This window comes from Rossellomorea sp. GAMAL-10_SWC, assembly GCF_049568075.1.
Taxonomy (GTDB): Bacteria; Bacillota; Bacilli; order Bacillales; family Bacillaceae_G; genus Gottfriedia.
The window spans coordinates 2,470,125-2,482,749 of the sequence record NZ_CP144911.1 but is presented as its reverse complement, the minus strand read 5'-3'; the positions used below and the strand labels follow the sequence as shown (position 1 = coordinate 2,482,749).

General features: G+C 32.5%; 15 protein-coding genes. 13 read left to right on the top strand and 2 right to left on the bottom strand.

Annotation, left to right across the window (positions count from 1 at the left end; translation table 11 throughout):
* Positions 1–63: 63 nt before the first annotated feature.
* Entirely contained in the window at positions 64–561 is a 498-nt protein-coding gene (locus V5E38_RS12255) for a GrpB family protein (RefSeq protein ID WP_499213471.1), read from the top strand.
* Between the two features lie 28 nt (positions 562–589).
* Here V5E38_RS12255 and V5E38_RS12250 read toward each other — a convergent pair whose 3' ends face one another.
* Together V5E38_RS12250 and mciZ are read right to left on the bottom strand one after the other, a co-directional pair.
* Positions 590–1,501 (bottom strand): aldo/keto reductase, encoded by a 912-nt coding sequence (locus tag V5E38_RS12250; protein ID WP_499213470.1) that lies wholly within the window; start codon positions 1,499–1,501, stop codon positions 590–592.
* 37 nt (positions 1,502–1,538) lie between these two features.
* On the bottom strand, positions 1,539–1,676 hold the full coding sequence (gene mciZ / locus V5E38_RS12245) for a Z-ring formation inhibitor MciZ (protein WP_368072856.1): 138 nt from the start codon (positions 1,674–1,676) through the stop codon (positions 1,539–1,541).
* A gap of 102 nt (positions 1,677–1,778) precedes the next feature.
* Between mciZ and V5E38_RS12240 the strand changes: the two genes are divergently transcribed.
* The 12 genes from V5E38_RS12240 (at position 1,779) to V5E38_RS12185 (ending at position 12,618) form a co-directional block, all read left to right on the top strand.
* Positions 1,779–2,324, top strand: a complete 546-nt coding sequence (locus tag V5E38_RS12240) for an NUDIX hydrolase (protein ID WP_499213469.1) — start codon at positions 1,779–1,781, stop codon at positions 2,322–2,324.
* A 78-nt stretch (positions 2,325–2,402) separates the two neighbouring features.
* Positions 2,403–3,092, top strand: coding sequence for a DUF975 family protein (locus V5E38_RS12235; protein ID WP_499213468.1), 690 nt, complete (start codon positions 2,403–2,405; stop codon positions 3,090–3,092).
* A 174-nt stretch (positions 3,093–3,266) separates the two neighbouring features.
* Positions 3,267–4,133, top strand: coding sequence for an alpha/beta fold hydrolase (locus V5E38_RS12230; RefSeq protein WP_499213467.1), 867 nt, complete (start codon positions 3,267–3,269; stop codon positions 4,131–4,133).
* A gap of 208 nt (positions 4,134–4,341) precedes the next feature.
* A complete protein-coding gene (spoIIM, locus tag V5E38_RS12225; RefSeq protein WP_069031790.1) occupies positions 4,342–4,992 on the top strand; it encodes a stage II sporulation protein M in 651 nt (216 codons plus the stop codon).
* A gap of 67 nt (positions 4,993–5,059) precedes the next feature.
* The gene (gene fur / locus V5E38_RS12220) at positions 5,060–5,509 is read left to right on the top strand and encodes a ferric iron uptake transcriptional regulator (RefSeq protein WP_056466931.1); all 450 of its coding nucleotides are present in this window, start codon (positions 5,060–5,062) and stop codon (positions 5,507–5,509) included.
* Between the two features lie 202 nt (positions 5,510–5,711).
* Positions 5,712–5,930, top strand: a complete 219-nt coding sequence (locus V5E38_RS12215) for a YqzK family protein (protein WP_056466929.1) — start codon at positions 5,712–5,714, stop codon at positions 5,928–5,930.
* A 6-nt stretch (positions 5,931–5,936) separates the two neighbouring features.
* Positions 5,937–6,863: a site-specific tyrosine recombinase XerD gene (gene xerD / locus V5E38_RS12210; protein WP_098565937.1), complete on the top strand. Its 927-nt coding sequence runs from the start codon at positions 5,937–5,939 to the stop codon at positions 6,861–6,863.
* A gap of 280 nt (positions 6,864–7,143) precedes the next feature.
* A complete protein-coding gene (gene map, locus V5E38_RS12205) occupies positions 7,144–7,890 on the top strand; it encodes a type I methionyl aminopeptidase (RefSeq protein ID WP_499213466.1) in 747 nt (248 codons plus the stop codon).
* A gap of 324 nt (positions 7,891–8,214) precedes the next feature.
* Complete coding sequence (locus V5E38_RS12200) at positions 8,215–8,916, top strand: TerC family protein (RefSeq protein ID WP_097979035.1); 702 nt, start codon at positions 8,215–8,217, stop codon at positions 8,914–8,916.
* Between the two features lie 284 nt (positions 8,917–9,200).
* On the top strand, positions 9,201–10,382 hold the full coding sequence (gene deoB / locus V5E38_RS12195) for a phosphopentomutase (RefSeq protein ID WP_499213465.1): 1,182 nt from the start codon (positions 9,201–9,203) through the stop codon (positions 10,380–10,382).
* A gap of 13 nt (positions 10,383–10,395) precedes the next feature.
* Positions 10,396–11,214, top strand: coding sequence for a purine-nucleoside phosphorylase (locus tag V5E38_RS12190; protein ID WP_387327682.1), 819 nt, complete (start codon positions 10,396–10,398; stop codon positions 11,212–11,214).
* Positions 11,215–11,310: 96 nt separating this feature from the next.
* The gene (locus V5E38_RS12185; protein WP_097979038.1) at positions 11,311–12,618 is read left to right on the top strand and encodes a pyrimidine-nucleoside phosphorylase; all 1,308 of its coding nucleotides are present in this window, start codon (positions 11,311–11,313) and stop codon (positions 12,616–12,618) included.
* The last annotated feature ends 7 nt before the right edge of the window (positions 12,619–12,625 follow it).

The following is a 12,625-nucleotide window of genomic DNA, read 5'->3' as shown; positions in this document are numbered from 1 at the left end:
ATTAAGTGACCTTTAACGAATGCTATTAAAGGAAGGTTAATGAAAAAAGTGTAGGTGTTCACTATGAAAAAGAATATTGAAATTGTACCTTATCGTACTTCCTGGGAAGAAGATTTTCAGTCAGAAAAAGAGGCAATTGATCTATTATTACCGGAGAAAGCAGCAATTTATCATATAGGGAGTACTTCAATTCCGAATATGTTTGCGATGCCAATCATTGACTTAATGATCGTAGTTAAATGCTTAAAAAAGTTTGATGAGTATAGTGATGTTCTAAAAACGTTAGGTTACGAACAATTGGGGAATCAATCTAATCAAGACAGAAGATTTTTTATCAAATGTGATGATAATTGTAGTTTTCATATTCAAGTATACCCAGAAGGAAATGCTGCTGTTGAACGAAATATTGCATTTAGGGAATATATGATTGCGCATACTGATCAAACAATGGAATATATAAAATTAAAAAAAGAACTTGCTAAAAACAAAACAGAATATAAAAGGGGACGAAAAGAATTTTTAGATGAAATCGATCGAAAAGCAAGTAAATGGAAGAAATAACACTCCTTCCTTGGAAGGAAGGAGTGGCTTAACGATGTTCCTCGTATTTCGTAAGAAGTGAAATTTCTTTTATTTTGGCGATTTGTTGTGAATTTAATGGTTTTGCTATATATGCGTTAAGATTATCTAGTAATTGTTCTTTATTTCGAGCTCCAACAGCTAACGATGAAACTGCTTTATGAGAAAGAACATATTGTAAAGCTAAGCTATGTAAGGATTGTTCCTCATCTAGAAGTTGGAGAAGGCTTTGGATTGTTTCATTACATTCTTGTTCTGTATAGGACATATAGCCCTTGTTAGATAGTTTCTTTACCCATTTACTTGTTAATAGACCTTTTGCTACGGAACCGCGTGCAATGACAGAAATATGATGTTTTTCGAAAAGCGGAAAAAATTCTTCAGGTCTACGCTCTAGCACATTATATTGCATCATAACACCTTGTATAGATGAATGATTTACAAATCGATTAATAACATTTGGACGAATTGAAGAGATTCCATAATGGCGTACTAAGCCTTCTTTTACTAGTTCATCAAAAGTAAAAATAGTTTCTTCATATTGATCCTCGATTGTTCCACCGTGAAGCTGATAATAATCGATATAATCTGTATTTAATCTACGTAAACTGTCCTTAACAGCATCTTTAATATATGCTCTAGATGGATCCCAATACCATTTATTATCAATTGAATTATTCCAGCGGTTTCCGACTTTCGTTGCAATAACCACTTGATCTCTACGACCTTTTAAAGCTTTTCCAACGATTTCTTCATTTTTACCAAAATCATATAAATCAGCTGTATCGAAGTAATTGATTCCAGCATCGATTGCGGCATGAATTGTTGAAATCGCCTCATTTTCTTCTGTCCCAAGAGACATACAACCTAAACCAATTTCGGTTATTTCTAATAAAGTAGAACCAAGCTTACGTTTTTTCATATAAATCCCTCCAAATATAATTGTAGGGAAAAGAGTATTATTTTACAACATATAGAAGCTTGCCATTTGAGTTTTGAATCCATTCTTGAACAGTTTTATATTGCATACTAATAACTTCGAGGGTTTTTAAAATTTCTGTTTTGGAGCCCACAAGGACAACAGAATTTTCCGTCATACACATTTTCATCAGACTACCTCATTTCAGAAAGTATTTTAATGAAATAAATGATAAAATGTATGTGACAACCATATAAATTAGAACAAGGTGATGAAAAAAATGAAAAAATTTGAAGAAAAAACACTAGTGGAAGAAAAAATATTCACAGGAAGAGTTATCTCTCTTTATCATCAAAAGGTAGAATTACCGAATGGAAATACAAGTACGCGTGAAATCGTAAAGCATCCCGGCGCAGTGGCTGTTATTCCAATTACAAATGAAGGAAAAATTATTTTTGTTGAGCAGTACAGAAAAGCGCTAGAAAGAAGTCTTCTAGAAATTCCAGCAGGAAAACTAGAAAAAGGCGAAGAGCCACTTGTAACGGCTAAACGAGAGCTAGAAGAAGAGACTGGATATGAAGCAGCAAATTGGGAGCATATACAATCTTTTTATACTTCACCGGGGTTTGCAGACGAGTACATACATATATATGTAGCAAAAGGTTTAAAGAAACTAGAAAATAGTGCTGCTTTAGACGAAGATGAATTTGTTGAAATTTTTGAGCTAACATTAGACGAGTGTCTAGAGGAACTAAAAAAAGGTTCAATCCATGATGCAAAAACATGTTTTGCAGTCCAATATTTACAATTATTACAAAAAAATTAAAATAAAATTAAAAATAATTCTCAAAATATGGAAATAAACATGGTAAAATAAAGTGACATTTTTTGAGAGGATGAGTAGATGAGAATTTCATCAATTAAAAAAACAGCTAAAAGTCGTCTATCTGGTAATTGGGGTAAAGCGATTTTAACACTTGTGGTTTTTTGGGTAGTACAAGGATTTATTCATATGTTACTTAATGGACCGGTCAATTACCATTACAGTGGGAATTTATTTTTGGATCCAATGGATGATAAAGTGATAATTCCCGCAGGAGTGCAAACAGTCATTGATATTATCACTTGGGTCGTAAACACATTACTAGGTTATGGATTAATTGTTTACTTTTTAAACCTTATTCGTGATGAGGAAAAAAATTTATCGGACTTATTTTTCTATTTTAAAAGTGGACATCAATTTATAAGAGGAATATTCGTTGGATTTTTAGTAACTTTATTTACAATTCTATGGCTTATTTTACTAATAGTACCTGGTATAATTAAATCAATCGCTTATTCACAAGTTGGATATATTTTAAAAGATCATCCTGAAATGGGTGCATTAGATGCAATTACACTAAGTAGAAGAATGATGGATGGATATAAATGGAAATTATTTTTATTATGGCTTTCATTCATCGGTTGGCTTCTATTAATCATCATTACTTTTGGGCTAGCTTTATTTTATGTAGCACCATATTTTTCTGCAACTCAAGCTCAATTTTACGAAGAAGTAAAAGAAGCTTACGAAGGAAAAAAAGAAACAATTTAAAAACTTTAAGACAAAAGACGTTAATTTTTTTAACGTCTTTTTTTAACGTTTCTAATGCTTATCTCGAAAAAAAACATTTTTATTAAGCAAAAATTAAAGAATTAAGGATAAAATAGAAAACAGGAAAAATGAATACAATAAGACAACTAATCAAATACGATGAAGGTGAGAATATTGTTTGTTAATGGTGAGCTTGGCACATATCACGTTCGAGTAAAAGGGGATGGCAAAGTCACAGTTCTTTTAGAATGTGGAATGATGCATACTCTTCATCAATGGAAGTATTTACAAGAAGAGTTGAGTAAATATGCCAGAGTTATAACATACGATCGCTTAGGTTATGGGAAAAGTGGAATATGGACTACAGATCGATCAACAGAACAACAAGCTTTTGAATGCTATGATATTTTATTAGCATTAAATATTAAAAGTCCATTAATTGCTGTAGGACATTCTCTAGGAGCATATATTGTATTCCAATTGTCTCGCCTTTTTCCAAATGCTATCCAATCTATGATTTTACTCGATCCAACACATCCGACTCTAGAGGAACATGAACAGAAATTATATGATAAGTTACTATATCAATTTGCGTTAATGATGAAAAATGCAAACCAATTTAATCTTACTAAGGCAATACCAAATAAGCTAATTAATAAAATAATGAAAACTACCCCAGATAATCAGTTCGAAATGATTAGCGCAATTAAGAGCTATAAGCATTGGAAGACTGTTGTTAGTGAGTGGAAAAACCTACATTATAGTAACTTACGTATAAAGGACGCATTGAAAATTAAAATGAATATTCCTTTACTAGTATTAACAGCTTCCAATCAAAGTGGTTTACAGCTTAATCTGAAGAAAAAAAAGGAATTACTACATAAAGTTGAAAAATATCATAATGAATATTGTGAAACAACGAATCAAGGTAGCCGTCAAACATTAGAAGGCCACACACATTCAACTATTTATGGAAATAATGAAGAAAATGCAAAATCAATCGGTCATATCATAAAAAAACAAATTGAATTATTAAATTAAAACAAAGCTGTTTTAGTCGTTGCCTGACTTTAACAGCTTTTTTCTATTTGTTGAAATAATTCGAACTGAAATGATCATTCCTTTCCATAATATAGGAACAAGAACCACTTTTTCTTTATTATTAATTTTTCAACTTTTATAAATTAATAGAATAAATTACTTGTCCATTCATAAAATGAAGAGAGAATATAGTCCAGGAGATGATATCATGACAAGAAGCTCAGTCAAATCAACGATGAAAAAACATGTTAAAGATTATTTGTCACTCTATATTTTTGTTAGTGTGATCTTACTTTTTGGTGTAGTATTTGGAGCAGTCATCGTAAATAGTATGAATGTGAGTCAAAAGCAGGATATTCTATCCTTTATTACACATTTTTTTGGACAAGTTAATAATGGTGATTATATTAGCGGAAATGAAGTGTTCCTTTCAAGCTATTCTTCTCATTTGAAGTTTTTAGCACTGATTTGGGTGTTAGGGATCTCAATCATCGGATTACCAATCATTCTTATTCTATTATTTATGAAAGGATTGGTAGTTGGATTTACAGTTGGATTTTTAGTCAATCAATTAGGTTGGCATGGTATTTTATTAGCATTTTCTTCTGTTTTTCCACAAAATGTTATCGTTTTACCATTATATATACTATTAACAGTTTTAGCAGTTCAGCTATCCATTCGAATGATTAGAAAACAATTTATTAAAAATGATAATGAACCAATTATGAAACAGTTAGTCTCGTATTCTATTGTCTTTGGAGTTGTTGCTGTTTGCTTAAGTATTGCAAGTATTATTGAGGCATATGGTTCAACTTATTTTTTAAAAGCCATTTCAGAAATAATTGTTTCAAAAAATTAACAAATAATTTTTGACACTTTCTCTTTCTTTGTTATAATTATTATCAAGTGGCGAGGGAGTGAAAAGAATGGAAGAACGAGTTGAACGAATAAAGAAACAACTACATTTAGCAGGATACAAATTAACACCACAACGGGAATCCACTGTTCGTGTTTTATTAGAAAACGAAGAAGATCACCTAAGTGCAGAAGATGTTTACCTCCTAGTGAAAGAAAAATCGCCAGAAATTGGACTTGCTACTGTTTATCGTACGTTAGAATTACTAACTGAGTTAACAATTGTTGATAAAATAAATTTTGGTGATGGCGTTTCAAGATACGACTTAAGACATGAAGGTGCACAACATTTTCACCATCATTTAATTTGCACGGTTTGCGGAGCAGTAGATGAAATTCATGAAAATCTATTAAGTGAAGTTGAAAAGACAGTTGAAGAACGTTGGAATTTTAAAATTAAAGATCATCGATTATCATTTCATGGTGTATGTCATCGTTGCCATGATCAAAACGAAGAGTAGTAAAATGATTTTAATTTAATTAAAATCATTTTATTTTTGATTCTTAAAAGACGGAGCAGTTCAATAAAAAGAGTCTGCTCTTTTTCATGTTCTAAAAAATGACACTGAATGATTAATGTTGATTTTTTGAAGTATGATTTGTCCTATTTTTGCATAGCATGTAGTAATGATGTCTTTACTTCTAGCAAAAGGTGGTGGTCATATGAAAAAAAGAGCAAGCATTGTTTTTAATGTAATAAAAGTTACTATTTTATTTATTACATGTACAATTTTATTTTATTTTGCTATTCAATGGATTCATTCTGAATATGAAAATATGCATCGATATGACCGACCAGAAGGCTCTATGTTAAAGGTGGACATTCATAAAAAGGATGGTGCTTTTAACCAATTGGTACGGTTTTATCAAAACGGGGAGTAATGAAATGTGACAACGACTGATAAAACACCTTTTAAAAAAGAATTTGATTTTGCAACGGAGGATTTTATCCATTTTATCCAAGTTGAAAAAGGTTTATCTAAAAATACAATTCTATCATATAGTAAGGATTTAGAAAGCTACGGAAAATATTTAGACGTTGTTGAAAATATAAATGGTCTCTCAAATATAACTAGGTTACATATTATTAGTTATTTAAAATATTTAAAAGAAAGAGATTTAACAGCTCGAACAATGGCTCGTCAATTAGCAACAATTCGCTCATTTCATCAATTTTTAATTCGTGAGGTTGATGGTATGAAAGACGATCCTTCACTATTAATAGAAATTCCAAAAGCGCCAAAAGTACTTCCAAAGGTTTTATCACTACAGGAAGTAGAGGCTTTATTAGAAGTACCTGACCACTCTACATTTGGTTTAAGAGATAAGGCAATGTTAGAATTGTTATATGCTACTGGCATGCGAGTGTCAGAGTTATTATCATTAAATCTATCTGACATTAATTTAACTATGGGATTTGTGCGATGCTTAGGTAAAGGAAGTAAAGAACGAATTATTCCTTTAGGTAAGCTTGCGATTGAATCAATTGAAAATTATTTAAAATTGTCAAGAAATGAATTAAAGGGTAAAAAAAATAATGATGCATTTTTCTTAAATCATCATGGTAATAGAATGTCTAGACAAGGATTTTGGAAAAACTTAAAAAAACAAGCTGAAAAAGCAAATATTCAACATGAATTAACACCGCATACTTTACGTCATTCATTTGCAACACATTTATTAGAAAATGGCGCTGATTTAAGATCAGTTCAAGAAATGCTAGGACATGCAGATATATCGACAACACAAATTTATACACATGTAACGAAAAATAGGCTTAAGGATGTTTATAAAGAGTTTCATCCAAGAGCCTGATTTCAGACTGCCCGAAAACGCTCGCTTTCTTCGTTGCTTCGCCTGTCTGCGGTGCTCATTACCGTCTAGGGTAACTCCGCTCCTCATCAGGCTTCGCGCCTCGAAAGACAAGCGCTTGCAATCAGTCTGAAACTCAAATTTAAAAAATTTTGTTTACACATTAAGAGCTTAAATTAAGCTCTTTTTTCTTGTAAAATGATTGTTATAATGTGAAAAGCATAATATATTAAATTAATCATATATGAACTCAAAACTTAGGTGACTTGAAAGGATGAAATAAATGATTACGATTAAGACTGAACGTGAAATTAACTTAATGGATGAAGCAGGTACTTTATTAGCTGCTACGCATAAGGAAATTGCAAAAATGATTAAACCTGGGATTACGACTTGGGAAATCGATCAATTTGTAGAAAAGTTTTTAGCTGAAAATGGTGCGAAACCGGAGCAAAAAGGTTACCGAGGATATAAATATGCAACTTGTGCTTCAATTAATGATGAGATTTGCCACGGATTCCCTCGTAAAAAACCATTAAAAGATGGAGATATTGTAACGATTGATATGGTTGTAAATTTAAATGGTGCGCTTGCTGATTCGGCTTGGACATATGGTGTAGGAAATATAGCTAAAGAAAACAAAGACTTATTAAAAGTTACGCAAGAATGCCTATATAAAGGTATAGAGCAAGCTGTAGTAGGAAACCGTATTGGTGATATTGGTTTTGCGATTCAATCTTATGCTGAGTCATTAGGTTATTCTGTTGTACGTGATTTTACTGGACATGGCATAGGACCAACTCTTCATGAAGAGCCATATGTTCCTCATTTTGGTATGGCTGGTAAAGGTTTAAGACTGCGTGAGGGGATGGTCATTACGATTGAACCGATGATTAATTTAGGATCATGGCAATTAACAATGGATTCAAATGGCTGGACAGCTAGAACAAGAGATGGAAAAAATTCAGCACAATATGAACATACTTTAGCGATTACAAGTAATGGACCAAAAATATTGACAAAACAATAAGTTAATTATCTACATTGAAATGAAAGCATAAAAACGATAATTAAAAACCAATTAAAAATCTATTGACATAATGGACTAGCTAGAATACTATTATATTATTAATAAACAATCGAATACTCCAAAGGGGAGTAGCGTCAGGAGAGATCCTGAAACAAAGTCGTCATTACATGAGAAGAAATTCTCATCGGCTTTGTTGGCATACATATGTATGCTCAGCAAGACCTTTGCCGTAGAACTACAACTATTGGCAAAGGTCTTTTTATTTTGTAGTCACGGGTACAGGTTGTTTAATTAAAAATAGTAGTTTCATAAGGGGGAAGAGTCATGGATTTATTAGGTGGATTAAGTATTGGCGTACTATTGAATGTAATTTTTATCGACCTGTTATTAAGTGGTGACAATGCTATTCTTATCGCATTAGCAGCGAAAAACTTACCAGCAGACCAAAAGAAAAAAGCAGTATTATTTGGTACATTAGGTGCAATTGGACTACGTATAGTATTTGCAGCAGTAATCGTGTATTTATTAAAAATTCCGTTTATTTATGCAATCGGTGGTTTAATGTTATTATGGATTGCTTTTAAATTATTAGTCGATGACTCTGGACACGGCGAAGTTAAAAGTGGTGCTACATTATGGGGAGCAGTTCGAACAATCATCATTGCTGATGCGTTAATGAGTCTTGATAATGTTTTAGCTTTAGCTGGTGTATCACATGGTAGCTTAGTTGCAATCGTAATTGGTATTTTAATTTCAATTCCAATTATTGTTGGTGGAAGCTCATTATTAATGAAAATTATGAACAAATACCCAATTATTACAACAATTGGTTCAGGTATCTTAGCTTGGACTGCAGCCGGTATGATTACTCATGAAAAAATGATTCATGATGTTTTTGAAAGTAAAACAATTATTATAGCGTTCAAAATTGTCATGACTGCAATCGTAATTGCAGCTGGTACAATAGTTGCTAAAAGAAAAGCACAAAAGCATCAAGTTGCAAGTTCAGAAAATCAAACAGCATAATACGCTAAAAGGCCCAGCTTATAAAGCTTGGGCTTTTTATTTTTTCAATACAGTATGTAAGAGGAATTTTTAGCATATCATTTTTATTAGTGGCTAAAAAAGAATAAAATTATGAAATATTTATGTCAAAATAACAGTATTCTGGGGAAATATAGTATCAATAGACACAAATTGGAAAATATAATTCTTGAAAAGAATTAGGACAATAAGTATACTTTAGTTGTCAGACATCTGACGCTATCATTTATGTTTCAGTTTGTTTCGATGAGTTAGGAGGAAAACAAATGAATAGAAAATTTAATAGAGTGTTCCTCGTTGTTATGGATTCTGTAGGGATCGGAGAAGCTCCCGATGCAGAAAAATTTAATGATGTTGGTTCAGATACACTAGGCCATATTGCTGAAGAAATGAATGGTTTACATATGCCGAACATGGCAAAACTAGGATTAAGTAATATTAGAGAATTGAAAGGGGTTCCAAAGGCCGATAAGCCACTTGCTTATTACACAAAAATGGAAGAGTCATCAGTTGGAAAAGATACAATGACTGGACATTGGGAAATCATGGGTCTTCATATTGATAAGCCATTTAAAGTTTTTGCTGATGGATTCCCTAAAGAATTAATAAGCGAATTGGAAACTCATTTTGATCGTAAAATAATCGGAAATAAACCTGCTTCTGGAACTGAGATATTAGTTGAACTTGGTGAAGAGCATATGAAAACAGGCGATTTAATCGTTTATACGTCTGCTGATTCTGTTTTACAAATTGCAGCTCATGAAGAAGTTGTTCCTTTAGAAGATTTATATCGTTATTGCGAAATTGCACGTAAATTAACATTAGATGATCCATACATGATTGGTCGTGTAATCGCGAGACCATTTGTAGGTGAGCCTGGAAACTTCAAACGTACACCAAATCGCCATGATTATGCATTAAAACCATTTGGTCGTACTGTTATGAATGAATTAAAAGATGCGAATTTTGATGTAATTTCAATCGGTAAAATTGCTGATATCTTCGATGGTGAAGGAATTACGAAAGCATTACGTACTGTTTCAAATATGGACGGTATGGATAAATTAGTTGAAACATTAAAAATGGATTTCACTGGTTTAAGCTTCCTAAATTTAGTTGATTTTGATGCAGTATACGGTCATAGAAGAGATCCACTAGGTTACGGTAAAGCATTAGAAGAATACGATGCAAGATTACCTGAAGTATTTGATTTATTAAAAGAAGATGATTTATTAATGATTACTGCCGATCATGGAAATGATCCGACATATACTGGTACAGACCATACAAGAGAATATGTTCCATTACTAGTTTATAGTAAACAGTTTTCAGAAGGTAAAGAATTAGAAATACCAAAAACTTTTGCAGATATTGGAGCTACCATTGCAGAAAACTTTAAAGTTACAATGCCATCACATGGATCAAGTTTTTTTGAAAAATTGAGATAAGGTGGAGTTACATATGAATAAAGAAAATATCGATAAAGCCGCTGATTTTATTAAAAGTAAAGTTGACAGACAGCCTAAAATTGGATTAATTTTAGGATCAGGTTTAGGAGTTCTTGTTGATGAAATTGAAAATCAAGAAAAAATCCCGTATCATACAATTCCTGAATATCCAACATCAACAGTTGAAGGACATGAAGGACAACTAGTTTTTGGAACGATACACGGTATTGAAGTAGTAGCAATGCAAGGACGAGTTCACTACTACGAAGGATATAGCATGGAAAAAGTTACATTCCCTGTACGTATCATGAAAGAATTAGGTGTAGAAAAATTAATCGTAACGAATGCTGCAGGTGGAGTTAATACTTCATACGAACCTGGAGATTTAATGTTAATTACAGACCATATTAATTTTACTGGTACTAGTCCACTAATTGGACCAAATAACCCAGAGCTAGGCGTTCGTTTTGTAGATATGTCTTATCCATATGACCGTGAATTAAGAGAGCTTGCAAAAAATGCTGCTAGTGAAGTAGATGTAAAACTTCAAGAAGGAGTTTACGCTGCACTGACAGGACCATCTTATGAAACTCCAGCTGAAATTCGCATGTTTAGAACATTAGGTGCTGATGCTGTTGGGATGTCAACTGTATCTGAAGTAATTGTGGCACGTCATGCTGAATTAAGAGTACTTGGTATTTCATGTATTTCAAACATGGCAGCGGGCATTTTAGATCAACCGCTAAACCATGAAGAAGTTATTGAAACAACACAAAGAGTAAGAGCTTCATTTTTATCATTAGTAAAAGAGATTGTTCGTAAAATCGGTTAATTCAAAAGTCAACGAATATAAAAGGACTTCTACATTATGTGGAAGTCACTTTTCATTAGAAGTAATATATACAAATTAGAAAGAGGCGTTTCGAAAATGAGAATGGTAGATTTAATCGAAAAAAAACGTGACGGAAAAACATTAACAACAGAAGAAGTTAATTTTGTAATCAAAGGTTTCACTGATGGTAGTGTACCTGATTACCAAATGAGTGCTTTTGCAATGGCAGTTTTCTTAAAAGGTATGACTGAAAAAGAATATAGTGATTTAACAATGGCTATGGTACATTCTGGTGATACAATTGACCTTTCTAACATTGAAGGAATCAAAGTTGATAAGCATTCAACTGGTGGAGTAGGTGATACAACTACACTTGTATTAGGTCCATTAGTAGCTTCTTTAGATATTCCAGTTGCCAAAATGAGCGGACGTGGTTTAGGTCATACTGGTGGTACAATCGATAAATTAGAAGCTGTAGAAGGCTTCCATGTTGAATTAACAGAAGAAGAATTTATGAAACAAGTAAATGATATTAAATTAGCCGTTATCGGACAAACAGGAGATTTAACACCTGCTGACAAAAAGTTATATGCACTACGTGATGTAACAGCAACTGTTAACTCAATCCCATTAATTTCAAGTTCAATTATGAGTAAAAAAATCGCTGCTGGTGCAGACGCTATAGTTTTAGATGTTAAAACTGGTGCAGGTGCATTTATGAAAGATATTGATGATGCACGCGATTTAGCTAAAGCGATGGTTAAGATTGGGAACAACGTTGGAAGACAAACAGTTGCAGTTATTTCTGATATGAGCCAACCATTAGGTTTTGCGATTGGAAATGCATTAGAAGTGAAAGAAGCAATTGACACACTTAAAGGTGAAGGTCCAAAAGATTTAGAAGAATTATGCTTAGTATTAGGTAGCCAAATGGTTGTACTAGCTAAAAAAGCTGAAACATTAGAAGAAGCAAGAGCTAAACTTCTAGAAAATATGAAAAACGGAAAAGCTTTAGAAGTATTTAAAGCATTTTTAGTAGCTCAAGGTGGAGACGGTTCAGTAGTAGATGATCCTTCAAAACTACCACAAGCTAAATATGTACAAGAAGTAGTAGCAAAGCAAGACGGGTATGTTTCACAAATCGTTGCTGATGCAGTTGGAACAGCAGCTATGAAATTAGGCGCAGGACGTGCAACAAAAGAATCAGTTATCGACTTAGCTGTTGGATTAATGCTAAACAAAAAAGTAGGCGAAGCAGTTAAAAAAGGAGATTCATTAGTTACTGTATATTCAAGCACAGAAGATATTAGTGAAGTTGAAAAAGACTTATTAGAAAACATTAAAATTTCTACTGAAAAAGTAGAAGAACCTACATTAGTTTATGATTTAATTATGGAAGCTTAAAAATATT

Excerpts from the sequence above, each read along its gene's own strand:
- V5E38_RS12255 (WP_499213471.1), top strand. The coding sequence starts at position 64 with ATGAAAAAGAATATTGAAATTGTACCTTATCGTACTTCCTGGGAAGAA.
- V5E38_RS12250 (WP_499213470.1), bottom strand. The coding sequence starts at position 1,501 with ATGAAAAAACGTAAGCTTGGTTCTACTTTATTAGAAATAACCGAAATT.
- mciZ (WP_368072856.1), bottom strand. The coding sequence starts at position 1,676 with ATGACGGAAAATTCTGTTGTCCTTGTGGGCTCCAAAACAGAAATTTTA.
- V5E38_RS12240 (WP_499213469.1), top strand. The coding sequence starts at position 1,779 with ATGAAAAAATTTGAAGAAAAAACACTAGTGGAAGAAAAAATATTCACA.
- V5E38_RS12235 (WP_499213468.1), top strand. The coding sequence starts at position 2,403 with ATGAGAATTTCATCAATTAAAAAAACAGCTAAAAGTCGTCTATCTGGT.
- spoIIM (WP_069031790.1), top strand. The coding sequence starts at position 4,342 with ATGACAAGAAGCTCAGTCAAATCAACGATGAAAAAACATGTTAAAGAT.
- fur (WP_056466931.1), top strand. The coding sequence starts at position 5,060 with ATGGAAGAACGAGTTGAACGAATAAAGAAACAACTACATTTAGCAGGA.
- V5E38_RS12215 (WP_056466929.1), top strand. The coding sequence starts at position 5,712 with ATGAAAAAAAGAGCAAGCATTGTTTTTAATGTAATAAAAGTTACTATT.
- map (WP_499213466.1), top strand. The coding sequence starts at position 7,144 with ATGATTACGATTAAGACTGAACGTGAAATTAACTTAATGGATGAAGCA.
- V5E38_RS12200 (WP_097979035.1), top strand. The coding sequence starts at position 8,215 with ATGGATTTATTAGGTGGATTAAGTATTGGCGTACTATTGAATGTAATT.
- deoB (WP_499213465.1), top strand. The coding sequence starts at position 9,201 with ATGAATAGAAAATTTAATAGAGTGTTCCTCGTTGTTATGGATTCTGTA.
- V5E38_RS12190 (WP_387327682.1), top strand. The coding sequence starts at position 10,396 with ATGAATAAAGAAAATATCGATAAAGCCGCTGATTTTATTAAAAGTAAA.
- V5E38_RS12185 (WP_097979038.1), top strand. The coding sequence starts at position 11,311 with ATGAGAATGGTAGATTTAATCGAAAAAAAACGTGACGGAAAAACATTA.